Annotated in this window: 26 protein-coding genes; 11 read left to right on the forward strand and 15 right to left on the reverse strand. The window is 63.1% G+C overall.

Annotation, left to right across the window (positions count from 1 at the left end):
* Positions 1-56 precede the first annotated feature (56 nt).
* Positions 57-452, reverse strand: a complete 396-nt coding sequence (locus tag Hrd1104_RS06460; protein ID WP_154551975.1) for a YlbF family regulator — start codon at positions 450-452, stop codon at positions 57-59.
* An 89-nt stretch (positions 453-541) separates the two neighbouring features.
* A complete protein-coding gene (locus Hrd1104_RS06465) occupies positions 542-1,666 on the reverse strand; it encodes a citrate/2-methylcitrate synthase (protein ID WP_154551976.1) in 1,125 nt (374 codons plus the stop codon).
* Positions 1,667-1,829: 163 nt separating this feature from the next.
* Here Hrd1104_RS06465 and Hrd1104_RS06470 point away from each other — a divergent pair, with 163 nt between their 5' ends.
* From Hrd1104_RS06470 to Hrd1104_RS06480, 3 genes are all read left to right on the forward strand, one after another.
* Positions 1,830-2,468 carry a helix-turn-helix domain-containing protein gene (locus Hrd1104_RS06470; RefSeq protein ID WP_154551977.1) on the forward strand — a complete coding sequence of 213 codons (639 nt, stop codon included), beginning with the start codon at positions 1,830-1,832 and terminating at the stop codon, positions 2,466-2,468.
* A 122-nt stretch (positions 2,469-2,590) separates the two neighbouring features.
* Positions 2,591-3,595, forward strand: a complete 1,005-nt coding sequence (locus tag Hrd1104_RS06475) for a hypothetical protein (protein ID WP_154551978.1) — start codon at positions 2,591-2,593, stop codon at positions 3,593-3,595.
* Between the two features lie 89 nt (positions 3,596-3,684).
* Positions 3,685-4,806 (forward strand): pyridoxal phosphate-dependent aminotransferase, encoded by a 1,122-nt coding sequence (locus tag Hrd1104_RS06480; RefSeq protein WP_154551979.1) that lies wholly within the window; start codon positions 3,685-3,687, stop codon positions 4,804-4,806.
* A 33-nt stretch (positions 4,807-4,839) separates the two neighbouring features.
* On the opposite strand, the gene Hrd1104_RS06485 is transcribed toward Hrd1104_RS06480, so the two are convergent.
* From Hrd1104_RS06485 to Hrd1104_RS06500, 4 genes are all read right to left on the reverse strand, one after another.
* On the reverse strand, positions 4,840-5,178 hold the full coding sequence (locus Hrd1104_RS06485; RefSeq protein WP_154551980.1) for a histone acetyltransferase: 339 nt from the start codon (positions 5,176-5,178) through the stop codon (positions 4,840-4,842).
* 56 nt (positions 5,179-5,234) lie between these two features.
* The gene (locus tag Hrd1104_RS06490; RefSeq protein ID WP_154551981.1) at positions 5,235-6,416 is read right to left on the reverse strand and encodes a redox-regulated ATPase YchF; all 1,182 of its coding nucleotides are present in this window, start codon (positions 6,414-6,416) and stop codon (positions 5,235-5,237) included.
* Positions 6,417-6,539: 123 nt separating this feature from the next.
* Complete coding sequence (gene gfcR, locus Hrd1104_RS06495; protein ID WP_154551982.1) at positions 6,540-7,163, reverse strand: transcriptional regulator GfcR; 624 nt, start codon at positions 7,161-7,163, stop codon at positions 6,540-6,542.
* A gap of 65 nt (positions 7,164-7,228) precedes the next feature.
* The gene (locus tag Hrd1104_RS06500; protein WP_154551983.1) at positions 7,229-7,762 is read right to left on the reverse strand and encodes a hypothetical protein; all 534 of its coding nucleotides are present in this window, start codon (positions 7,760-7,762) and stop codon (positions 7,229-7,231) included.
* A gap of 255 nt (positions 7,763-8,017) precedes the next feature.
* Here Hrd1104_RS06500 and Hrd1104_RS06505 point away from each other — a divergent pair, with 255 nt between their 5' ends.
* The 3 genes from Hrd1104_RS06505 (at position 8,018) to hflX (ending at position 12,765) form a co-directional block, all read left to right on the forward strand.
* The gene (locus Hrd1104_RS06505; protein ID WP_154551984.1) at positions 8,018-10,111 is read left to right on the forward strand and encodes an acetate--CoA ligase family protein; all 2,094 of its coding nucleotides are present in this window, start codon (positions 8,018-8,020) and stop codon (positions 10,109-10,111) included.
* A 63-nt stretch (positions 10,112-10,174) separates the two neighbouring features.
* Entirely contained in the window at positions 10,175-11,251 is a 1,077-nt protein-coding gene (locus Hrd1104_RS06510) for a phosphotransacetylase family protein (protein WP_154551985.1), read from the forward strand.
* 200 nt (positions 11,252-11,451) lie between these two features.
* Positions 11,452-12,765 (forward strand): GTPase HflX, encoded by a 1,314-nt coding sequence (gene hflX, locus Hrd1104_RS06515; protein WP_154551986.1) that lies wholly within the window; start codon positions 11,452-11,454, stop codon positions 12,763-12,765.
* 35 nt (positions 12,766-12,800) lie between these two features.
* On the opposite strand, the gene Hrd1104_RS06520 is transcribed toward hflX, so the two are convergent.
* Together Hrd1104_RS06520 and Hrd1104_RS06525 are read right to left on the reverse strand one after the other, a co-directional pair.
* The gene (locus tag Hrd1104_RS06520; protein ID WP_154551987.1) at positions 12,801-13,247 is read right to left on the reverse strand and encodes an acyl-CoA thioesterase; all 447 of its coding nucleotides are present in this window, start codon (positions 13,245-13,247) and stop codon (positions 12,801-12,803) included.
* A 70-nt stretch (positions 13,248-13,317) separates the two neighbouring features.
* On the reverse strand, positions 13,318-14,772 hold the full coding sequence (locus Hrd1104_RS06525; RefSeq protein ID WP_154551988.1) for an NAD(P)H-hydrate dehydratase: 1,455 nt from the start codon (positions 14,770-14,772) through the stop codon (positions 13,318-13,320).
* Between the two features lie 107 nt (positions 14,773-14,879).
* Between Hrd1104_RS06525 and Hrd1104_RS13070 the strand changes: the two genes are divergently transcribed.
* Positions 14,880-15,032: a hypothetical protein gene (locus Hrd1104_RS13070; protein ID WP_229770591.1), complete on the forward strand. Its 153-nt coding sequence runs from the start codon at positions 14,880-14,882 to the stop codon at positions 15,030-15,032.
* A gap of 11 nt (positions 15,033-15,043) precedes the next feature.
* On the opposite strand, the gene Hrd1104_RS06530 is transcribed toward Hrd1104_RS13070, so the two are convergent.
* Positions 15,044-15,322, reverse strand: a complete 279-nt coding sequence (locus Hrd1104_RS06530; RefSeq protein WP_154551989.1) for an acylphosphatase — start codon at positions 15,320-15,322, stop codon at positions 15,044-15,046.
* 62 nt (positions 15,323-15,384) lie between these two features.
* Positions 15,385-16,314 carry a DNA-3-methyladenine glycosylase gene (locus tag Hrd1104_RS06535; protein WP_154551990.1) on the reverse strand — a complete coding sequence of 310 codons (930 nt, stop codon included), beginning with the start codon at positions 16,312-16,314 and terminating at the stop codon, positions 15,385-15,387.
* Positions 16,315-16,402: 88 nt separating this feature from the next.
* On the opposite strand from Hrd1104_RS06535, the gene Hrd1104_RS06540 reads away from it, so the two are divergent.
* Positions 16,403-16,897: a DUF555 domain-containing protein gene (locus tag Hrd1104_RS06540; protein ID WP_154551991.1), complete on the forward strand. Its 495-nt coding sequence runs from the start codon at positions 16,403-16,405 to the stop codon at positions 16,895-16,897.
* A gap of 281 nt (positions 16,898-17,178) precedes the next feature.
* On the opposite strand, the gene Hrd1104_RS06545 is transcribed toward Hrd1104_RS06540, so the two are convergent.
* The gene (locus Hrd1104_RS06545) at positions 17,179-17,415 is read right to left on the reverse strand and encodes a UPF0058 family protein (protein ID WP_154551992.1); all 237 of its coding nucleotides are present in this window, start codon (positions 17,413-17,415) and stop codon (positions 17,179-17,181) included.
* A gap of 217 nt (positions 17,416-17,632) precedes the next feature.
* Here Hrd1104_RS06545 and Hrd1104_RS06550 point away from each other — a divergent pair, with 217 nt between their 5' ends.
* The gene (locus Hrd1104_RS06550) at positions 17,633-18,037 is read left to right on the forward strand and encodes a translation initiation factor IF-2 subunit beta (RefSeq protein WP_154551993.1); all 405 of its coding nucleotides are present in this window, start codon (positions 17,633-17,635) and stop codon (positions 18,035-18,037) included.
* A 4-nt stretch (positions 18,038-18,041) separates the two neighbouring features.
* Here Hrd1104_RS06550 and Hrd1104_RS06555 read toward each other — a convergent pair whose 3' ends face one another.
* Both Hrd1104_RS06555 and trxA read right to left on the reverse strand, forming a co-directional pair.
* The gene (locus tag Hrd1104_RS06555) at positions 18,042-18,221 is read right to left on the reverse strand and encodes a hypothetical protein (RefSeq protein WP_154551994.1); all 180 of its coding nucleotides are present in this window, start codon (positions 18,219-18,221) and stop codon (positions 18,042-18,044) included.
* Between the two features lie 197 nt (positions 18,222-18,418).
* Complete coding sequence (gene trxA, locus Hrd1104_RS06560; protein ID WP_229770558.1) at positions 18,419-18,778, reverse strand: thioredoxin; 360 nt, start codon at positions 18,776-18,778, stop codon at positions 18,419-18,421.
* A gap of 280 nt (positions 18,779-19,058) precedes the next feature.
* On the opposite strand from trxA, the gene Hrd1104_RS06565 reads away from it, so the two are divergent.
* Positions 19,059-19,430, forward strand: coding sequence for a helix-turn-helix domain-containing protein (locus Hrd1104_RS06565; RefSeq protein WP_154551996.1), 372 nt, complete (start codon positions 19,059-19,061; stop codon positions 19,428-19,430).
* A 93-nt stretch (positions 19,431-19,523) separates the two neighbouring features.
* Positions 19,524-20,303 (forward strand): J domain-containing protein, encoded by a 780-nt coding sequence (locus Hrd1104_RS06570; RefSeq protein ID WP_229770559.1) that lies wholly within the window; start codon positions 19,524-19,526, stop codon positions 20,301-20,303.
* Between the two features lie 26 nt (positions 20,304-20,329).
* On the opposite strand, the gene menD is transcribed toward Hrd1104_RS06570, so the two are convergent.
* Entirely contained in the window at positions 20,330-22,120 is a 1,791-nt protein-coding gene (gene menD, locus Hrd1104_RS06575) for a 2-succinyl-5-enolpyruvyl-6-hydroxy-3-cyclohexene-1-carboxylic-acid synthase (RefSeq protein ID WP_154551997.1), read from the reverse strand.
* Positions 22,117-23,475 carry an isochorismate synthase MenF gene (locus Hrd1104_RS06580; RefSeq protein WP_154551998.1) on the reverse strand — a complete coding sequence of 453 codons (1,359 nt, stop codon included), beginning with the start codon at positions 23,473-23,475 and terminating at the stop codon, positions 22,117-22,119. Before Hrd1104_RS06580 ends, menD begins: the two co-directional genes overlap by 4 nt.
* Positions 23,476-23,573: the final 98 nt, after the last annotated feature.

Below are 23,573 nucleotides of genomic sequence, written 5' to 3' on the forward strand. Positions count from 1 at the left end.
AGAGTCCGACCGAGAGCAGCCCGTCGCCGAGATCGGCCTCCGGAGACGGCGTCAGGTTAGTGCTGACAGCAGCCACCGGCCTTCTCGCCGAAGTCGACCGCAAGCTCCGCCGAGATCGCCGTGTCGACACGCCCGAGGCGTCGTTCCAGGGCGCTTTGGGCCTGGAGGTACGTTTCCATTACCGGGAGTGATTGCAGTTCCTGATGGGCGGCTTCGAGTTCGCGGCGATCGAGTTCGGTGGCCTCGCCACGTTGTTTGGCGCGCTGGAAGTCCTCGCGTTTGCGTTCGAAAGTAGCAATCTGTTCTTGGACGTCCTCGTCGGCTTCGACGGCAGCCTTTGCCTGCCGGAACTCCTCGTGTTCCGGGAGATCGGCGATCGCCTCACCCAACTCGCTTGCGAGTCGGTCGACCGTCTCGATCGCTGTCTCGCCACTGTCAGTGTCGACACTCATACCGACCGATTTGGCCACGACGAGTAAAACCAGTCCGAATGAAGCAGGTTCAGCCGGTTGTCCGGGGCGTCAGATCGGGGCCGTGCAGGTCACCGCTCGTCGATCGGCGTCCACGCACGCCCGCGGTCGCCGACGAACGTGCTTCGGGGGCGGATCAATCGATTGTTCTCGCGCTGTTCGAGACAGTGGGCCGTCCAGCCGGCGACCCGCGAGATCGCGAACGTCGGCGTGAACAACTCCGGCGGGATGCCGACCCCATGGAGGAGGACAGCAGTGTAAAATTCGACGTTCGTTTCGAGATCGAGCGCGGGCCGATACTCGGTCAGGAGCTCGGTCGCGACGCCCTCGATCTCCTTTGCCGCCGCGAAGAAGTCATCCTCACCCGCGTAGAACGCCGCCGCAGCGTCTTCAAGCACGGCGGCACGCGGATCCCGCGCCTCGTAGACCCGGTGGCCAAAGCCCATCAGGCGGTCACCACGTTCCAGACGGCGTTGGAGTTCGGCCCGCACGTCGTCGGTCGCTTCGAGGTCTTCGAGCATCTCCAAGACAAGATCGGGCGCACCGCCGTGGAGATCACCCCGAAGCGCACCGATCGCACCCGTGATCGCCGAAACGAGTTCCGATTCAGTCGAGACGATCGTCCGGGCGGTAAACGTCGAGGCGTTGAAACCGTGGTCGACAACTGTCGTCAGGTACGTCTCTAGCCCGGAAACGGCAGCGTCGGTCGGCTCCTCGCCCGTCAGCATATAGAGGTAGTTCGCCGCGTGAGAGAGGTCGAGGCGCGGTTCGATCGGTTCCTTGCCCGAGAGGACACGCCAGTAGGTGGCTGTGATCGTCGGGAGCCGGGCGATCAACCGGAGCGCATCGGCCTCGGGATCGTTCGGTTCGACAGCGGTCGCAGTCGCCGCCCCCATCCGGAGGGCGGCCATCGGCCCAGCGCCGCGCTGGGCGGCCGCCACGACGGCGTCGTGACACGGTTCGGGAAGCGTCCGATACGAGCAGAGCCGATCCTCGAACGCTTCGAGCTCCTCAGCATCGGGTAGCCGATCGTGCAACAACAGGAACACCGTCTCGGGGTAGGTGGCCTTGGCTGCCAACTCGGCGACGGGATAGCCCGCGATCCACAGCTGGCCGGCCTCGCCGTCGATGTCGCTCAACCGCGTCTGGGCGACGGTCACGTCCGCCAACCCCTCGTGGACCTCGTCGTCAGTCATCGAACGTGGCTACTGGCTCAGCGGGTAAAACAGTGGGCGACTCGGGACGGAAAAGCGACTGGCGATTCGTGTCGCCTCACGACGCGTCCAGGCACAAACTAGGGACTAAAAGGCCCGTTTGAGTGTCCCGATGTGTTTTACTGTGCGACGAGAATGGGAACGTATGACGTCGCTGCTGCCGTTGAAGTCCGGGACGGACCCGTCTGCAGACCGGGATCTCGATCCGGAACTTCTCGGTCTCACAGAGGAGCAAGCCGACGAGATCCTCGCGGCGATCTCGTCGATGACCGCACGGCGGATCCTCGATGTCCTGTACGACGAGCCCCGTCCCACATCCGAGATCGCGACCGCACTCGACTCGTCGGTCCAGAACGTCAGCTATCATCTCGAACGACTCGAAGACGCCGACCTCGTGGAAGTCGTCGATACGTGGTACTCGGCCCAGGGTCGCGAGATGGACGTCTACGGACCGACCAACGGCGGTCTCGTCCTCTATGCCGGTGCCGAGACGACCACGCCCTCACTGAAACGCGCGTTGGGGCGGACTGTCGGCGGAATCGGTATCCTGGGGGCTGTAAGCGTGATCGTCCATCTGCAATGGGCACGATCCGGACCGTTCGCTCCGGCTCGGCGAGTCGCGCCGATCGGCGCCCAACCAGCGGACCCGACCCTCCAGGAATCGATTGTGCAATTTCTCACTGGGCCGGGCGGCGTGCTTCTTGGGGCTTGGCTGGTGTTGATCGCGGTGGTCGCCGTTCGGTGGTACTGGCACCGATACCGGCCGGCCAGAGAGCACGCTTGACCGTCCTGATGGCGGGAGCGTCTGGAGGCGTGTTCGTCGCCACTCACGCGTGATTTCCCGGGACTCAAAGGCGTCTTTGAATCTGGCACAGTGCCTTACTTATCTACCCCGTGTGTGAGTGTATGAGGCGTAGAACGTTCCTCACGACGGTTGGCGTCGGCATCACAACGGCGGTCGCGGGCTGTAACTCAAAGGCACAGTCAGGCAAGCCCTCGACGGCGACCAGCGGCTCTAAGGGCGATGAAGACAGCCAACGGACCACGAGCGGTGCCGGCGAATCAACCCCCACGGACACGAGCACGCCCGGAGACGAACGGACTCGTATCGAGCGCGGTGGCTCGAGCGACCAGGTGCTCGGAGACGGCTCGCTCACAGAGGAAGGACTTCGCAGGCCCCATCGGGTCGCACTGACGAACCAGACCGACGAAGCACAACCAGTCTCGCTGTCCGTTCAGGGAACCGAGACGGCATCCTTCGACGGCCAGTACGTACTCGAACCGTCGGCCACGGTCTCGATAGCGCTGACCGATCTGGATACGTACACTGTCCAGGCGACGGGACTGGAGGCAGACGCAACCGAGTCGCTGTCGATCGAACCATCCCAGTTCACCTGCAACGTCACCCGCACCTCGATCGCGTTCACGGCCGAGGGGACCTTCGAGTCGACGAGTCTGTCGACACGCATGGCCTGTCCGGGAGTGATCACGGAAGCCGTCCCAGCCGAGAGCACCGTCTCGAAGACGTTCGGCGATGAAGACCCGCCAGCAGCGGGTGGAGACGCGGCCCACAACGTCGTGGTAGGGAATCCGACCGGCGAGGCCTGGACGGTCCGAGTGATACTCGCCTCCGAGACGGCCCCCCAGCTCGATGGTATCTACACGATCGAGCCTGACGGGGAGACTCGATTGACCCTCACCGAGAGTGGGACCTACGATATCGACGTGCGCGTGCTCGAAACCGGCACCACGGAGACGATCCGCCTTACCGCCGCAGACTTCGACTGTAACGTCTCCACAACGCAAGTGGAGGTCGATGCAGACGGACATCTCGAAAAGACGACGGTCTCGACACTGATGGCCTGTCCTGGCGAGACCCAACCGACCGCCCACAACGAGTCATCGTCGTAGGCCGGCTCGCGTGATCGCAGTCTCGTCTCGGTGCGGCCCAGCCGCGGGCCATAGCAAGGATTATCGCCCCCGCGAACCGCCAAGCGAGTATGACTGGGTTTTCACAGCGCGTCGAGCAAGTGTCGATCTCGGGTATCCGCGAGGTCTTCGAAGCGGCCGGCGAGGACGCGATCAATTTAGGCCTCGGCCAGCCGGACTTTCCGGCCCCGGAACACGCCCGCGAGGCAGCCGTCGAGGCCATCCGAGCGGGCGACGCTGATGCCTACACCTCGAACAAGGGAACGCGCGAGTTGCGGGAAGCGATCGCCCACAAGCACGCCCGCGACAACGACCTCGCGGTCGACCCCGAGCACATAGTCGCCACGTCTGGCGGCAGCGAAGCGCTGCATCTCGCCCTGGAGGCACACGTCGACGCAGGCGAGGAAGTCCTCTACCCTGACCCGGGCTTTGTCTCCTACGAAGCGTTGACCCATCTCGCCGGCGGGACGCCCAAACCGATCGGCCTTCGGGACGATCTGACACTCGATCCCGCCGCCGTCGAGGCCGCACTCACCGACGACACCGCGGCGTTCGTCGTCAACAGTCCCGCCAACCCGACAGGTGCAGTTCAGTCACCAGAAGACATGCGCGAGTTCGCCCGCATCGCCGACGAACACGATGTGCTCTGTATTTCCGACGAGGTGTACGAACACATCGTCTTCGAGGGCGAACACCGCTCGCCGGCCGAGTTCACCGACGGCGACAACGTTGTCGTGGTCAACGCCTGCTCGAAAACCTACTCGATGACCGGGTGGCGACTGGGCTGGGTCACCGGCAGCGAGGAGCGCATCGAGCGCATGTTGCGCGTCCACCAGTACAGCCAGGCCTGCGCCAGCGCACCCGCCCAGTTCGCCGCCGAAGCCGCCCTCACAGGGCCACAGGACCGCGTCACCGAGATGGTCGCGGCCTTCCAGCAGCGCCGGGACGTGTTGCTTGACGGCCTCGAAGATATGGGCCTGGAAACCCCAAAGCCACGTGGCGCGTTCTACGCGATGCCGTCGGTTCCCGAGGGCTGGGTCGAGGAAGTGATCGACCGCGGCGTCGTGGTCGTCCCCGGCGACGCCTTCGGCGACGGGGGTGACGGGTACGCCCGGATCTCCTATGCGACCGACCTCGAGCAGTTGAAAGAAGCGATCGAGGTCATGCACGAGGCGAGCAACGCCGTGGCGTGACTACTCGTCGCCGAGCAGATCGCTGGCGCCCACCTAGCCGTCCGCGATGGCCTGACAGCGGTCGATCCACTCGGTCTGGAACGTCTCCGGTCCGACGACGCGGCCGGCCAGATCCGGGACGCGCTCGATGCCCTCCTGTGCACACCATTCGATGCACGCCCGGTAGACCGAAAGATCGTACTCTGATTCGAGATCCTCGTCCGCGACGACCGATATCCGATCGCAACCGGTGAGAAACGCGACGAACGCCCGGGTGTGTCCGTCCGTCAAGTACCAGTCCCCGTCGAACTCGTAGACGGGGAGCGGACCTGGTTCGAAGACGGCCCCCTCGATTCGATCGGTGACAGCTGCTACTTTTGGGGCGTTTAACACTGGGTCGGTCGGAGGGCCTCGACTGGAACGGTATCTGCTGTCATTGTGTTCGCCGGTCAGTTCGCTGTCGAGACGATCTTGATGACGTCTCCCTCTTCGAGTTCCGTGTCCTCGGCGATCCGTCTGTTCTCGCGGGCGTCGACGGCGTGGAGGTACCCGTCACCGATGTCCGAGTGGACGGCGTAGGCCAAATCCAGCGGCGTCGATCCGTCTGGGAGGAGGAACGCGTCGGGTAGCATGTTCCCCTGGCCGTCGGTCCAGTGGGTTTCGTCTTGGACCGGGTAGACAGTGATGTGATCGAGGACGTCGTATGCCGCCTCGTCCAGTGCGGTCTGGACGCCCGTCCCACCGTGATCGGCCATTACCTCGCGGATCTGTTCGAGTCCCTGCCGTTGGTCGTCGCTGACCTCCCCGTGGATCTCGAAATCCTCGTCGCCCGGGTCGTACGCGAGGGCGTCTGCCTCGCTCGCCCGACGGAGGGCGAGTTCGCCATCGGCCGTCGACGGGATCGTCGCCTCGTTGCGCTCTTTGAGCCGCTGGACGTTCTCGGAGCTGGCGGCGTCGGCCTTGTTCGCGACGACGACGATGGGTTTGGTCCGCTCGCGAATCTCCCGGGCCAGAGCCTCGCGGTGATCGTCGGTCCAGGCGATCGGGTCCGCGGGATACTCCACACTCCGGAGCGTCCGGGCGACGTCGAGTTCCGTCGCGCCCACGCCCGTCAGAAACTCCGTCAGTGCCTCGTCGAGATCGAAATCCGGCGAGCGGGACTGGCGCTCGACGGTCTCCCAGTTGCGTTCGACGACGCTCGCCAGCCAGAGGTCCATCTCTTCTTCGATGAAATCCAGATCCTCGACGGGATCGTGTTCGCCGACCCCGACCGGTTCGCCTTCTTCGTCGGTCGCCCCGGCCGCGTCGACGACGTGCAAGATCGCGTCGGCGTCGGTCAACTCGTCGAGGAACTGGTTACCCAGTCCTCGCCCCTCGTGGGCACCTGGGACTAACCCGGCGACATCGAGCAACTCGACGGGAACGTACCGTTTCCCGTCGTGACAATGATCGCTGTCACAGCGCTGCTCGCGGTCGAGACACGGACAGTCGGTGCGGACGTGGCTCACTCCGCGATTCGCGTCGATCGTCGTAAACGGGTAGTTAGCGACGTCGACGTCAGCCATCGTCGCCGCGCGATAGAAGGTGGACTTGCCGGCGTTTGGCTTGCCGGCAAGCGCGAGTGAGAGCATGCTCCGCCATACCGAAGCGAACAGTTTCCCACTTTCGGTTAGCTCTGATGAGCGCTTCAGACGAGACACCGAATGCCCGGCCGTAGCTGTTGGCAATGAACGACGAATGGCGTCGCCGACCGTTCAAGCGTCGGTCATCTGGACGATCTGAATGAGCGAGTAGATCGGCACGCCTTCGACCGTATCGTCGCCGTGTTTATCCGTGAGAACGACACCGGCGACTGGATTACCACCGCGTTCACGGACAACCTGGATGGTCTCTGTCATCGTCTTGCCCGTGTCGATGTTGTCGTCGACGATGTAGCAGTCCCGATCACGGATCGACGCGAAGTTCCGCGAGAACGACCCAACATCCTCCTGTTCGTCGTCGTCCCAGCGGTGCTTGCTCGGCGTATAGACGCTCAGGTCCGTTTCGAGATCGCGCGCGACGGTCGTCGCCAGCGGTCCGCCAGATTTGCCGATCCCGATCGTCAAGTCGACCGCTTCGCCTTCTTTCGAGAGGAGATCCGCCATCGCGCGACCGACGTAGGACAGTCGTTGGCTGTCTCGGCCCACTGCACTCCAGTCGACGTGGATGTCGTGGGGTTTCTCGGTAGTGCTGTCGGCGGCGTCGCCACCGTCGGTCTGCTCGACCAGCCAGCTTGCAGTCTCCCGGGAAACGTTCAACTCGTCCGCGATTTCGCCTTTCGAGAGGCCCAGTCCAGTGAGTTCCTCGGCACCGTCGATGAGATCGTCCAGTGACTTCATCGACAGGAACTATCGAGCCTGAAACGGAAAACGATTGATTTTGCCCACCCCGCTCTCAGCGGCCATCACTCGCCGTCGCCGTTTCGCTCGTCGGTGTCTGGCCCGTCTGTGGGACCGGCGTCGTACTGCGCTTTGAGGGAGGCCAGTTCCGCGTCGACGTCGACGGCCACCGCGTCGTCTTGGGCCTTTTCGGGCAGTTGCTCTTCGAGCCGTCGGTTGAGCCGCTGGGCGTCCGAGAGCAGTTCGGTCGTCCGTTCGTCGGCTGATTCGGTATCGATTCTGGACTGGACCTCCGAAAGAGCCTCGTCGATTCGATCGACGACGGACCGGCCAACTGCCGGGGCCGTCGACTCCTCGACCGGTCGGTCAGTATCGTCGGCCAGTTCGAGCGCTCGCTGTAGCAATTGGAGTAGCTTGATGTTCGTCTGGAGGACCAGAATCGTCGCCGGGATCGTCACCTCGGTCGTAAATCGTCGCAGGCGGTCGAGGCCACGACGGTGCTGTGACCCGGCCCCGACCGTCCGCTGTAGCTCCTGGAGCGTGCCGAGGAGTTCGGCCACCAGTTCCCGGGGCGCGGGATCCACTGATTGGTCACTCATCAGCCGTATTTCGAAAGCGAGCCTTAAAGATCCGAGTAACGAGGCGAGCTTCGAGGCCGGTCGATGCGGTGGGCCACGAACCCCGGCCACAGGTAGAAATATCAGTACAATAATCGACAGTCGGTATCACACCCCGCTTTCGAAATCCGGCGTTTTCACGCCCCTCCGGTCGAAGAATGTGCACGTCAATCTGTACCAGACGGCAACGATTCAGGTAAATATTTCCCCCGCGATGCCCGACTTCCAAGGGATACGATGGGCCAATTAGATACCTTATTCGCGCCCGAGCGAGTTGCAGTGGTCGGAGCCACCGAAAGCGACGGCTCCGTCGGGCGGGCTATCATGGAGAACCTTCTGGACGGCTACGTCGGAGACGTCGTGCCGATCAATCCCAGTTCCGAGGACGTATTCGGACTGGAGTGTTACGACACTCTCACCGACGTCGACGGTATCGATCTCGCCGTCGTGGTCGTCCCACCACAGATCGTCAACAGCGTGCTGCAGGATGCCGGAGAAGCCGGGATCCAGGACGTCGCGGTCATTACAGCCGGGTTCGGCGAGTCCGGCAGTGAGGGCGTCAAGCGCGAACAAGAGATGCGAGAGATCGCCACCGAGTACGATATCAACCTCGTCGGCCCCAACTGCCTGGGGGTCATCTCGACGTCACTCGGCATGAACGCCACGTTCACCGAGAAATCGGCCATAGAGGGCAACATCTCCTTTATGAGCCAGTCCGGGGCGTTCATCTCGGCTGTCCTCGACTGGGCCGGCGACCACAACGTCGGGTTCAACGACATCGTCTCGCTTGGCAACAAAGCTGTCCTCGACGAAGGGTCGTTCATCGACTACTGGGGCGACGATCCCGATACCGACGTGATCCTCGGCTACCTCGAAGACATCGAAAACGGTCGAGAGTTCATCGAGACCGCCAGAGAGGTCACCAAAGAGACGCCGATCGTCGCAGTCAAGTCCGGTCGCACGGAAGCCGGTGCCTCCGCCGCGGCCTCTCACACCGGGGCGATCGCCGGCAGCGAGCGTGCCTACGAGGCCGGCCTCGAACAGGCTGGTGTGATCCGGGCCAACAGCGTCCAAGAACTGTTCGACTTCGCGACGATTCTGGGCGACCAGCCCCTGCCCGAGAGCAACAACATCGCGATCGTCACCAACGCCGGCGGACCCGGCGTGATGGCCACTGACGCGATCGGTGATTCGAGCCTCGAAATGGCATCGTTCACCGACGAGACCCTGGAAGGCCTCGAGGAAGCGATGCCCGAGGAAGCAAACATCTTCAATCCGGTCGACGTGCTCGGGGACGCCTCCGCGGAAACCTACGAACAGGCACTCGATATCGTCCTCGACGATCCGAACGTCGGCTCGGTCATCGTCGTCTCCTCGCCCCAGTCGATCGACTTCGAGGCACTCGCAGACGTCATGATCGACAAACACGAGGAATACGGCGTCCCGATGGCAGCCAGCCTGATGGGCGGCGAAACTGCCGAAAAACCAGCCGAGATGCTCGGTAAGGCCGGGATCCCCTCGTATTTCGATCCAGCACGTGGTGTCAACAGTCTGGACGCCCTCTGGGAGTACGCCGAAATCCAGAGCCACGAGTACGTCGCCTCGACCGACTTCGACGTCGACCGCGAGCGTGCCCGTGAGATCCTCGAACGGACCAAAGAGCGAGACACCAACAAACTCGGCGTCGAAGCCATGGAACTGCTCGAGGCCTACGGTATCCCGATGCCCGACAGTGCCATCGCGACGAACAAGACCGAAGCTGTCCAGGCGGCCGGCGAGATCGACGGCAACGTCGTGATGAAGATCGTCAGCCCGGATATCCTCCACAAATCAGACATCGGCGGCGTCGAAGTCGGCGTCCCCGACGACGAGGTCGCCGACACCTACGACGATCTCATTGCCCGGGCACGAAACTACCAGCCCGACGCGACGATTCTGGGCGTCCAGCTTCAGGAGATGGCCGATCTCGACGACGGTACCGAAACCATCGTCGGCATCAACCGCGACCCGCAGTTCGGTCCACTCGTGATGTTCGGACTGGGCGGGATCTTCGTGGAAGTGCTCGAAGACGCCACGTTCCGGGTCGCACCAGTCAGTGAACCCGAAGCCGAAGAGATGATCGACGAAATCGAGTCCGCGCCACTACTTCGTGGCGCGCGTGGCCGGGAGCCAGTGGACGAAGCCGCTGTCGTCGAGACCATCCAGCGCATCTCACAGCTCGTTACCGACTTCCCGTCGATCCTCGAGCTCGACATCAACCCACTCGTCGCGACACCGGACGGTGTCTCGGCAGTCGACATCCGCCTGACAGTCGACCAGGAAGAGCTGTAAGTCCCCCCGGACTGGACGGCGATCGGGAGGAGCTTTAAATCAGTCGGCATCGTAAGGGTTCACATGGACCCGATACTGGTTACCTCAACCGAAGAAGCGACCGGGAAAACCGCTGTTTCTCTGGCGATTGCAAAGCTCGGCGACGCAGCCGGCCATAGCGTCGGCTACATGAAGCCGAAAGGCACCCGCCTCCAGAGTGCAACCGGGAAAACCAGAGACGAGGATCCGATGCTCGCGCGGCAACTGCTGGGGCTGGACGCCGAGATGCACGAACTGGAACCGATCGTCTACACGCCCACCTTCGTCCAGGAAGCCATCCAGGGTCGGGAAAAGCCTGCGGAACTGCGCGATCGAGTCTTAGAGAACTACGAGAAGATGGCCAGCGACCGTGACATGATGGTCATCGAAGGCACCGACCGGCTCGTCACTGGCGGTATCGTCGATCTGACGGACAACGACATCGCCGAGATGCTCGATGCCAAGGTTGTGCTGCTCTCACGATACGACGAACCAGAAGACGTCGACGACATCCTGGCCGCCGCCGAGACGCTCGGTGATTCACTGGCCGGCGTCCTGTTCAACGCCGTCCCCGACTCGGTGTTCGATCAGTTGACGACCGATGTCGTACCGTTCCTCGAAAATCGTGACATCCCGGTTCTGGGCGTCGTCCCACGCGTCCAGGAACTGGCCGGGCTGACGGTCGACGACTTGGCTGAACGGCTCGGTGCCGAAGTACTGACTGAAAACGCCGGTACGGATCTGTTCGTCGAACGGTTTACCGTCGGCGCGATGTCCGGTGAGTCAGCACTGACGCAGTTCCGCCGGATGCAAAACGCGGTGATGATCACCAGCGGCGATCGGCCGGAAATCATCACGGCGGCCCTGGAAGCGTCCGGCATCAAGTGTATCGTCCTCGGTGGCGGGTTCCGACCGTCGAGTGCCATCGTCGGGCGGGCCGAAGAGGAAGGGGTACCGGTTCTCCTCTTGCAATCGGATACCCGAATGGTGATCGATCGCACCGAGGACTTCCTCAAGACCGGGCCGACGCGCAGTCCGGGGACCGTCGAGCGGATGCAGGAACTCCTCGACGACCACGCCGACGTCAGCCCACTCCTCGACGACCCGGCAGGCGAGGACTGAAACCACGGGTCGGCCTGTCCTTTCAGCGTCTGATAACGGTCTCAGGACTTATGCTGTTCTAGAACGTACACCAGCGTGGAGCCAACCGGCTCCGTATTGTCACACGCAGGGGGCACTGCCCCCTTCGTTCCCCTTTGCAATCGCTCCGTCGAGCGCACCGACCGAGGCTTGAATAACACCCACGACGTAGGCCCCGTTGAGTGACTGGGACAACCGAAGATACCGACGCAGCGATCATCGTCAAGCGTGTCGAAGACGGGAGTGCCAACACCGACGAAATCGAGCGGTTGACTGCTGCTGCCGGCTATCGCGTCGCCGGAGTCGTGACACAGACCAGAACCGAAGATCCGGCCTACCACATCGGGAAAGGCAAAGCCAGCGAGGTCGCCGAGCGCGTCCGAGAAGCCGACGCGAGTCTCGTGATCTTCGACAACCAGCTCGGGCCGTATCAGACGTTCAATCTCGGGACCGAACTCCCCGAGAGCGTCCGGCTGCTCGATCGGTTCCGACTCATTCTGGAAATCTTCGGCCAGCGTGCCCAGACACGCAAAGCCCAACTCCAGGTCGAACTCGCGGAGTTACGCTACGAACTCCCGCGGGCCGAGGCAAAAGCCAGCTTGGCCAAACGCGACGAGCGACCGGGGTTTATGGGTCTTGGCGAGTACGACGAGAGCCGCGAAGAGGACATCAAAGCCCAGATTTCGCGGATCCGAGACGAACTCGAACAGATCGAACAGACCGACCAGCATCGTCGCGAACAACGCCGGGAATCGGGCTTCGATCTCGTCGCGCTGGCAGGGTACACGAACGCCGGAAAGTCGACGCTGTTGCGCCGACTCGCTGCCGATCTCGACGTCGGGGAAAACGAAGACGTCCACCCGGACTTGGACCCGACAGCCGAGTCCGAGGATCGACTGTTTACGACACTGGGCACGACGACCCGGCGAGCAGATATCGACCGACGGGACGTGCTCGTGACCGACACCGTCGGGTTCATCTCGGATCTGCCCCACTGGCTGGTCGAATCGTTCAAGTCGACGCTGGATTCGGTCTACCGGGCCGATCTCGTCTTGCTGGTCGTCGACGTCAGCGAACCGATCGAACAGATCCGTGAGAAACTCGTCACGTCTCACGACACGCTGTATGAACGCAACGAGGCCCCGATCCTCACGGTCCTCAACAAGATCGATACGGTCGAGGCAGACGAACTACAGCACAAACGCGAGCAACTCTCCGCGTTGGCCCCGAACCCAGTCGCCGTCAGCGCGCGAACGGGCGAGAACGTCGATGGGCTCCGGGACCGTATCGACGCGGAACTGCCAGCACTCGAACGCGAACGACTCGTCTTGCCGATGTCGAACGATGCGATGAGCGTCGTCTCCTGGATTCACGACCACGCGCACGTCGAAAGCGTCGAGTACGGCGAGCAGATCGTCGTCGAGTTCGAAGGCCGACCGGCGATCATCGAGCAATCACGGTCGAAAGCAGGCAACCTCGGCGAAGCCACAGCCTGAGGAGTGCGTGCCAGCCGCCGGCGAGCCAGCGCCGATCAGTCGTCGTCCCGTTCCCGTTCGAGCGCCCGTTCACGTAACTGTTTACAGCGATCGCCCTCAGCGGTCAGGTCAGGGACGCTGATCGGCGAGCCGTCCTCGTCGATAGCCACGAAGACGAATCTGGATCCGGTGGTCACTTCTCGATCACCCGTGGCTGGGTCCTCGCGGGCAGCCTCCAGAGCGACTTTGACGCTCGTGCGACCGGTCGCGTAGGCATAAGACTCGATGACGACGATATCGCCAGTCGGCACCGGACGGTGAAAGTTCATCTCGTCGATCGAAGCCGTGACGCAGGGCTCGCCCGAGGCCCGCATCGCCGACATCGCGCCGAGTTCGTCCATCCACTTCATGACGTTGCCACCGTGGACGGTGCCGTAGTTGTTGGCGTGGTTGGGCTGGACCCGCCAGCGGTTCTCCAAATACGTCTCACTGATCGTCGGCATCGTTCGGGTATTGCCCCGTGTACTTGTGATTGTACCGGCCGCGTCGTGAACGCACTGCACCCGGTCGAGCTCACTCGATCCGATCACGCCACAGTACACGCGACACCGCATCCGGGAGATCCGTCGCGACGAGCCCGTAGCCCTGCTCGTCGACGACTAGATCACCGGCCCGCCCGGTGACGAACGCACCGAGCGATGCGGCGGGGTGAGGATCGAGTGTGGCCGCGAGTGCTCCCGTAACCCCCGCCAGCACGTCGCCGGTGCCGCCGACGGTCATGCCGGGGTTCCCAGTGCGGTTGATGCGCGTCTGCGTGCCGTCCGAGATGATATCGTCGGGTCCTTTCAGGAGGATTGTTCCATCGAGATCGCCAGCCAGGTCCGCGACGGCTGTCGTCCGTGCCGCCAGGTCGTCCATCGAGCGCCCGCCCATACGCTCGAACTCACTGGCGTGTGGGGTACAGATCAGTGTGGCGTCCGTCTCGACAGCCGAGACGATCGCGAGCGGGTCGGCGTCGACGATCGCCCGTCCCTCGTACTCTTCGAGGAACGCGCGGGCCGCTTGCAACGTTTCGTCGGCTCGCCCGAGACCGGGGCCAACGACGACGCTATCGTGGTCGGCTGCCAGGTCGAGAACGCGCGTGACGTTCTCGGGGGAGAGTCGGTCGCCGTCGAACGAGCGGACGATCAGGTTCTCGCTGTAGCCCTGGATCTCCGGGGCGATCGTCTCGGGACAGGCCACCCGGACGAGATCAGCGCCCGCACGGAGGGCCGACTGTGCCGCGAGAGCCGGCCCACCGGTGTAGGGACCGCCACCGACGATCAGTACCTCGCCGAACGCACCCTTGTGGCTATTGGCCGGCCGGGAGAGGCGGCGGAGATCACCACGTTCGACGACGCGCTCGGCAGCGTCGGGGATACCGATGTCCGCGACCTCAACTGGTGCGTCTACGTCTGCAAGCCCGGGCTTGGGCTTGTGAAACGTGACGATGTGATCCGGGTCGACGGCATTTTCGGCAAGCGTCCCCGAGGCAGCGTCGAGTCCAGACGGGACATCGACGCTGACGACGGTTGCCTCGGCATCGTTGATCGCCGCGCTCGCAGTCGCGACGGGTTCACGTACCGGGCCGGCGATACCGGTGCCGAGCATCGCATCGACGATCACGTCGGGGTCGTCGAGATCGAACGCCGTCGAGTCGGTGACAGTGCGCGTCTCGATGTCGGTCCGTTCGAGTGCCGTCCAGTTCTCGCGAGCGATGTCAGTCGTGATCGATTCAGGACGACCCAGCAACGTGACGCGAACGGGAAAGGCCTCGAGAAAGCGAGCGGCGACGAACGCGTCACCACCGTTGTTTCCACGTCCGGCGACGATCTCGACGCGATCGTCCGGTGTTGCGACGTCCGTCACGGCCGCAGCGACGGCGTTACCGCTCGATTCCATCAACTGCTTTCGTGACACCCCCAAGGCGGTGGCGTTGGCGTCGATAACACCCATTTCCGCGCCGGTGATGACAGTCCCGAAACTCATGGGCCGTCGTTGACTCGCAGTCGGGTTAACTGTTCAGATTTCAAATATTGAAACCAGGACCGTCCGCTTTTGGGCATCGATACCCAACGTCCGTTACCATGCCGCTGATGGCGGACGACGACTTCTCTATTCACGACGACGACTGCGAGAAACAGGACAGCGGGTGGATGCCCGTGTCTGATCTCCCGGACGAAGTGACCTCGATGGACGATCTGGAGTGTGAGTGTTGGGCGGAATACGATTCGATTGCCGAGATCTGATCGCCCTGTTCTCAGCGTTTGATCTCGAAGCCGTCCAGTCCCACTGGCGACTCGTATTCGACAGTCACGTCCTCGACAGCGGCCTGGGGACTCCCATCGTGACAGAAGTCGACCATCGCCTCGACATCGGCTTGGGGGCCTTCGAAGACAGCCTCGACGCGCCCGTCAGCGAGGTTCGTCACCCACCCGTCGACGCCCCGTTCTCGGGCAGTTTGCTGGGTCGTCGCCCGGAAGAACACGCCCTGAACGCGGCCGGAAACCAGAACGTGTGCGCGCGCTCGTTGGCTCATGGACAACTGTTGGGGCGACGATCGGAAAAACGCTCCTGTCGATTCGAAGTCGCCAAACAGCACTAGGTTCCGCCGCCGTTCCGGAGATGATGAAACAGGTACGTCTGGGCGTACCCGGCGTACTCACCCCCGAGCCGTTGCCGAATCGCCCGGGACGTCTCGGCGTACGAGCCCCGGTCACAGTCCGGGAAGTACTCCTCGATGGTCGTCTGGATCCAGGTATCCAGGGGTACCGCTTCGAGGAAGCCAAGCGAGAACAGCGCCACACAGTCTGCGACCTTCTCCCCGACACCGACGAACTGTGTGAGTGAGTCACGGGCGTCTTCGTAGGGGCGCTCGCTCGCGTCGGCCGGGTGAGCTTCGCCGCCGGCGACCATCTCCGCGCTTCGCTTGACGTACGGGGCACGATACCCAAGACCTAGGTCCCGTAGTTCCGCTTCGCTGGCGCCCGCTAACGCTTCTGGAGTCGGATATGCGTGATACGTGTCGCCGTCGAAGGTGACCGACTCGCCGAACGCGTCGGCCAGCGCGCGTTGCATCTCGAAGATCCGACCCACACGCATCTGGGCCGAACAGATAAACGAGATCAGCGTCTCGAAGGGAGGATCACGGACCAGCCGCATCCCCCAGTAGCGATCGAAAGCAGCCGTAAGGGGCGATTCGTTCGGCGTCGCCGCCCGGATCGCCGCAAGATCGTCGTCCAGTCGCAGGCGATGTCGAAGCGTCGCGTCTGCGTCGAAGGTCCCTTGCCACTGTAGAGCGCCCCCTGTTTGGCGGACGCGAACGACTTCGGGACCGGAGTGAGCGTCATCGAGTGTCGGTTCCGTTTCGGGCCGGACGACGGTGACGTACCAGGCCTCACCGCCGTCGGGATCCTCGCCCTCGTACATCCGGTCGTCGTCCCGATCCCAGAGATACGACTGGCCACTCTCGACGGTCGCTTGTAGGTCGAACGGGCCGACAGCAGCCTCCGACAGCGTCCCCTCGTGCATTCGATTACTCTCGGAATCGGACCCCTTTGTCGGTTTCGTGTCTCGCGAGGGGCTAACCTTCTTATCGGAGGCGATAGAACAAATTCGTATGAACTGTCGAGTTGTCGTCGAAGCGGCTGTGCCCGTCTACGACGTCGAAACACCGGACGAGGCGGTCCGCATCGCGATCTCGAAAACGGGCGAGATGCTGAATCCCGATCTCAATTACGTCGAGATCAACATGGGCGAACGCCGGTGTCCGCATTGTGGCGACGACCTCGAACCGGCGTTTCTCGCTGCCGACGAGAGTCTGGTCGCCCTGGAACTGGAGATGACGGTCTTCAACGTCGAGCGCGACGAACACGCCGCCCGCATCGCCCGCAAAGAGATCGGCCAGCGCTTAGAGAACATCCCACTGGATGTCCTCGAAATCGAAGAAGTCGAGGATGAAGACGACGATGAAGACCAAGCCGAAAGTGAGACCTCAGACGACACCAGCGATGATGTCGACGCGGAGACAACCACGGCGACGACCGACGACCAAACGGACGACTCACGTGAGGACGACGTACTCCCGGAGTTCGAGGAACTCATCGACGAATAGCCGGCCACCGCTGTCGGTCCAGTGAGACGGGCATCGACGGCAGGCCAGCTGGGGACTTGCCGCCAGTACGTTTTCGTAGCGGGACTGCCTAAACGAACCAGTTGCAGTAGCGGATCTGCGTTCGGGGATTACTGTAGAGCCCGCCGTGGGTCTCAACCGCTAGGTCTGCGAATGTGCTATCGACACGACAGACTGCAGTGGCCAGCGACGGCGGGAGACGGATCCGATCAGGCCACAGCCCTGCCGCTGGTGGCCAGTCTACCGCAGCCGAAAAGTCGTGTTCAGTCCGCAGCAGCGGAGACGCGCTCGGCGTCTGTCGCCTCGAGTTCGTCAGTGATGCCGTCGGCAAGTGCAAACACAGCCGCCTTGTGGTCTGTTTTGGACTTGTGGATCGATGTCGGCTTGACGCCGAGGTCAGTGTATCGCTCGTGTGTGACCTCCTCGCCTTTGTTCTCTTCGTAGTGGTCACGTACCTGCGCGAGCAGCCCATGGAGATGAATGAGCTCCTGCTTTTTCATGGTCACTTGCCTGTAATGATTCGAGGGTTATAGTACTACTCTGAGTACTGTTACCAAACGTCTCCGGAAAGCACGGCGTCCCTAACGGTTGATTTGCCATATTTATCTCTGCGAATCGGCCCAATCCATTCATTAAACTGAGAGGATTGGCTGCACCATCCAGGAAGTACCGACGTGGGTTGAAAGGTTTTTACTCGCCGGTTAGCAACCAAGGAGTATGGACTACGACGACATGCTCGATCGGGCCATCGAAGAGACGCCCGAGATCGACGCCAGTTCCGAGCGGTTCGACGTCCCCGATCCAGACGTCCGCCAGGAGGGCAACGTCACAGTCTACGAGAACTTCCAAGCGACGACGCGGCGTCTCTCTCGGGACGACGATCACGTGATGAAGTTCCTGCAAAACGAGTTGGGGACCAGTGGTCACATCGACGAAAGCGGGCGCGCTCGCCTCACTGGCGAGTTCCGCGAGCGCCGGATTGCAAACGCGATCGACGCCTATACCGAAGAGTTCGTCTTCTGCTCGGAGTGTGGCCTCCCGGACACACGATTGGTCAACGAGCAAGGAGCCATGTTGCTCCGCTGTGAAGCCTGCGGCGCGCGGTCAGCGACCAGCGGGTAGTCCCTTACTGTAACTCGCGTACGGTTTCGAGGTCGTGCTCGGTGCGCATGAACTCAGAGAGGCGTCGCTGTTCGTCACACGCCGGACAGGCGAACGTCTCGTCGGGCGCGGGAAGGTCACGAGGCGTCGATTCCCAGTCTTTGCCACAGTCGGGACACAACAGACGGACGTACGCTTCTTCCATCTATGCGCTATCATGACAGGCGAGCCATGATAAGCCTTGTCACCATCTTTCCGCCGTTCGGTGGCCGGGCTCCACCTATCGGGACCTACAAGGCACGTCGTGGCCGAAAATCGGCCGCCGAAAAGCGGCTTGATCCGGGAACTCTCTGCTAGCCAGCCAACGATGAGAATGGTCTCAGCAGTGACCAGCGCCGACAATCAGGCCCCGTGGCGCTCGATCAACGAGGCGTAGTGACTCTTGTCACGAACACCGACGACCTGCTCGGCAACCTCGCCGCCTGCAAAGAGGACGACTGTCGGCACACCACGTACCTGATGCTGGCTCGCGAGTTCCTGATGGGCGTCGACATCGACTTTCAGGACTGCCGCGTCGGTCTCTGCCGCCAGTTCCTCGACAACGGGTTCGAGCATCTTGCACGGTCCACACCAGTCCGCATAAAAGTCGACCAGGACGGTATCGTACTCCTCGACTGCGGACTCGAACTCCCCGACGCCGCCGACGTGAACCGGTTCGTCGGGCGAGACAGTCGTGTCGTCAGTTGATTCGTCCGTCAGCAACTCTTCTTTTTCTGGGCTTTGATCTGTTCGATGTCTTCTGCGTCGCTCATTCGACGACGAGTACGCCCCGTACGAAGTTAAGTATTTTGAACGAACGAAACAATACTGTTCCGGAGGGGCTGTCACGATCTCTGTCATCGAAACCGGCAGAATTCGCACGTCGATGACAGCCACGTCAGCAACCGGAAAGTGCCGCCCACGCCGAAAGCGCCAATCACGAAGGTAGTGATGCACAACTCTCACAACACTTTTGAACGGAACTGCCTAATACTGAGACAGAATGTCAGCGTCGATGGTCGAATATCTCAATCAAGACATGCAGTGTGAGGGACTGTTGGAGTGTGTACACGGACTCAAGGACCTCGACAGGGAAGTGTTCGTCACCTTGACCGACGCCGAGGAGCCAAAGACGATCGACGAGATCGCAGCCGCGGTCGATCGTGAGCGCTCGACGGCCTACCGGTCGGTCCAGCGGCTATTGCAATCCGGGTTCATCCAGAAAGAGCAAGTCAACTACGAACAGGGTGGGTACTATCACGTCTACCATCCAACAGACCCAGACGAGATCGCCGACGAGATGCAGCGGACACTCAACGATTGGTACGCGAAGATGGGGCAGTTGATCGGGGAATTCCGCGAGAAATACGACTGACAGCCGCAATATTTCCACCCGGGATGGGGGCCAGGGACAGACCGGTATATGTTTTATCAGTGACTGTCTGGGTCCACCAAAGTCCCCGCGAACATGGCCCGCACGTTCTACGACGTCTTGGGCGTCCCCGAATCCGCCACCGTCGACGAAATCGAGTCAGCGTACCGAGAGCGTGTCAAGGAGACCCATCCGGACGTCACCGACGAGGAAGACGCCCACGAAACCGTCCAGCGCGTCATCGAAGCGCGAGACGTCCTCGCGGACGAGGCTGAACGGGCCAAATACGATCGGCTTGGCCACGAAGCCTACGTCCAACAGACGGCACACGAGCCCACAGACGCCAACAACACCGCCGACCAAGCGCCCGACAACCGCGAAGAGACTGTTTCGACAGGCCGTAATCGCGGCGAGTGGACGAGAGACACCCGAAGAGCCGAAGCTGACTGGTGGGAAGAGCCCGCCGACAAACCGCCAGAGAGCCAGAAAACAACGAGTGACCGGACTGTCGGGGAACACGTCGCCGAGGCCGACGGCGAGGGCGTCGGCTGGACAAACGGGTCCGGCTACGCCGTCCGCCAACCGACCGCTTCGAACGAGCTCAACTGGAGCCGGCTGTTTCCGGGCAGTCAGTCGGCCGTGCTCTTGCTCGCAGCGTTCATCTGCTATCCGATGCTCGTCGTATCGAGTGTCTACCCGCCGTTCTCGTTGATCGTCAATCTCGTCGTCGGTGCCTGTACGCTCGTCATCGTGATCTATTTCGTCTCCATCCCGAGGTCGGGGCACTCGCGTTCGGTTTCTGGAGTCTTGTCACGGTCGGAGCCGTTGGGCTTGGAAGCCTCGATCCGTTCACGTTGGCCGGGGTCCTCACGTTGACAGTCACGTGGGTCCCGTTTGGCCTCTCACTGGCCGTGTTCGCGCTCGTCCGACCGTGATGGGAGTCTCGTAGCGAGGTCGTCGGCGAGCGCCTCGCGAGTCCGGTGGCTGTCTGTCGCATTCGTCTGAACCTCGATGATCTGGGTCCCCGAGGACGCCAACGACTCCCGATAGAGATCCGGAAACGCCCCAGGCGTCTCCACGCTGAGGAACGTCGCGCCGAAGAGATCGGCGACCGGCGAGAAATCGAGACCGTGAGGGGTTTCGAAAAAGTCCCTAAAGGGCGGGTCGAACGCTTCGATCGGCAGCATGTGGAAAATGCCGCCGCCGTCGTTGTTCACCAGCACGATCGTCGCCTCGACGTCGCCACGATCCAGTGCCAACAGGCCAGTGAGGTCGTGATAGAACGCCAGGTCGCCGATCGCAAGGACCAGCGGGCCGTCGGTGACGCTTCCGGCCCCCAGTGCCGTACTCGTCACACCGTCGATGCCACTGGCCCCGCGATTGCCCAGGACCCGGATGGACGCCTCCCGGGGCTTGCCGAACCGGTCGAGATCACGGACCGGCATGCTATTCGAGACGACCAGCGTCGCCCCAGCCGGGGCATCGGCCGCGATGTGAGACAGAATCGCCCCTTCGAAGTCGGCTGTCTCTCGGCGCTGTTCGATCAGCGCCCAGTAGGCGCGCTCGGTCTCGGCGAACCGTGCTCGCCACGCCTCGCTCCCGGGTGTCGAAACCTGCGTGGCCAGGTCATCGGCGAGGTCCGTCGGCTCGGCGACCAACAGATCGGTGGCCGTGAATTCGGCTTCGGGCCATCGGCCGGCTGGGTCGACGACGAACTGGCGGGCCTGGGCGTCCCGTAAGTAGTGTCGGCAGACTTTCGACGTAGGCGAGCGACCGAACCGAACGACGACCTCTGGGTCGGGCCAGTCCCACGCCTCGGCGGCCCCAAGGTAGGAATCGTAGCCACCACAGACGACTGGGCCATCCCCGTCGTGGCCGAACCGATGTCCCGAGAGCGGATCAGCCAGCACCGGAAAGCCGGTCGCCTCGGCCAGGGCAGCGAGTGCCGGTCTCGTCGGTGAGGGCTGGTTGGCCGGCCCAGCGACGATCAAGCCGCGGTCGGCGTCCTCGATAGCGTCGACAACGTCGTCGCGGGCCGCGTCCGAGAGGGTTGGTCGGCCAGTGCTGACGTCGACGAACGGCCCCTCGCGCCCCTCGACGGCAAGCGGTGCTCGATCGGCGAGATCGGCGGGCACATCACCTTCGACCGGCGTCGGCTCCAGCGGTTTACGGAAGGGAACGTTGAGATGTACGGGTCCAGGTGGCGTGCCCGTCGCCGATTGGACCGCACGGGCGGCCGTCACACGGAGCGAGCGGAGTGCCCGCGATCGAGGGGCTGGTTCGGGCAGTGTCCGGGACTGTCGGACGGCCGAGCCGTACAGCCGCTGTTGATCGATCGTCTGGTTCGCACCGCTGTCGTGGAGTTCTGGGGGCCGATCCGCCGTCAGAACCACGAGCGGGATGCGGGCAGCGTCGGCTTCGATGACGGCCGGGTGCAGGTTCGCCGTCGCTGTCCCTGACGTAGTGACGATTGCGGTCGGCTCGCCGGTCTGTGCCGCCTGGCCCAGCGCGTAGAACCCAGCCGACCGTTCGTCGAGCAACGATACGGCCTCGACGTCCTCGTGGGCAGCGAATGCGACCGTCAGCGGCGTCGAACGGCTTCCTGGTGCGAGGACAGCTCGATTGACCCCGGCGGCCGCTAGTTCGGCGACGAGTGTCTGTGCCCAAAGGACGCTCCGATTGGGCGCAGTCATCGTAAGGCGTCGATGATCGGCTGGTATTTCAGTTGTATCTCGTCCCACTCCTCGTCTGGATCGCTATCGGCGACGATCCCCGCGCCCGCAAACAGCGTCGCCTGCTGGTCCCGCGCCAGGGCGGATCGGATGCCCACGGCGAAGGTCCCATCGCCCGCGGCGTCGAACCACCCGATCGGGGCTGCATACCAGCCACGATCGAAGGCTTCGGCGTCTCGGATCGCAGAGAGGGCCGCGTTCGGCGGCAGCCCTCCGACAGCCGGCGTCGGGTGGAGTTGGGCGACCAGTGAGAGGACGTGGATGTCCTCGGCGAGGGTGGCCTGGATCGGGGTCCGGAGGTGCTGGACGGTTGCGAGCTGGCGGATCGACCGCTCGCCCGTCGCGACGGTCTCGGCGACACCGTCGAGTTGCTCGCGGATCGCTTCGACGACCAGTGCGTGCTCGTGGCTGTCTTTCTCGCTGTCGTGGAGTTGCTCGGCCAGCCACTCGTCTTCGGCGTTGGTCTCGCCGCGGCCCGTCGACCCGGCCAATGCCGCCGTCTCGACGGTCCGCCCGCGGCGAGCGACCAGCCGTTCCGGTGTCGCGCCGAAGAACGTCCCGGCATCGGAATCGTCGGGTCTGAGCGCAAAGCGATAACAGTCCGGATACGTCGATCCGAGTCGATCAATCGCGTCCGGCACCGACAGGGTATCGGCCAATTGGACCGACTGTGCGCCCGCGAGGACGACTTTCCTGAGATCGCCGCGGGCAACGCGCTCGACCGCCGACCTGACTTGTTTCGTCCAGGCACCCCGGTCCGGGAGTTGGGTCCGGGCCAGGATGCCGGGTGACCCGGTTGCTGTCGGCGGCTCGGCGGCCTCGAGTGTCGTCTGCCAGCGGTCGAGTGTCCGTTCAACGTCGGCATCGGCCTCGGGACCGACGGCAGCGGCGGTCAGCCACTGCTCGCCGTCACGTTCGATCACTGCGACCGATGGAAGCACGAACCTGGCATCGGGATACCCGCCCCAGTCTGGCTCACCGTGGGACTCGTCTCCGCCGTCGTGGAAGGCAAAGCCACCGAACAGGCGAGGTGTGGCGAACGCCGGGAGTGCCTCCGAGACAGTCCGATTGGCGAACAACTCGCGTGCGCGGTGGCGAACTGTCTCGAAGCGGTCCGGTCCAGTCGCCGTGATCGTCGCCGCACTGCCGAGACCGGTCACTCGCTCACCCGGACCGTGCCAGACGACCCACGGCCGATCGTCGTCACGTCCATCAGCCAGCAGCGATAGTGACGACGCCTCGATCGGCCGACCAGCGACGACCAGCGAACCGTCTCCACCAGCGTATTCGACCGCGTTGGCACGCGCTGACTCCATTCACCACGTCTTAGGGCACAATCCATTAAGGGCTGACGGTAGCCTGTCTCGGCGAAGATTTCGAAATCAGGACGCACAGAGGGGCCAGACGCGTCAAA

Source organism: Halorhabdus sp. CBA1104 (assembly GCF_009690625.1).
Classification (GTDB): domain Archaea; phylum Halobacteriota; class Halobacteria; order Halobacteriales; family Haloarculaceae; genus Halorhabdus.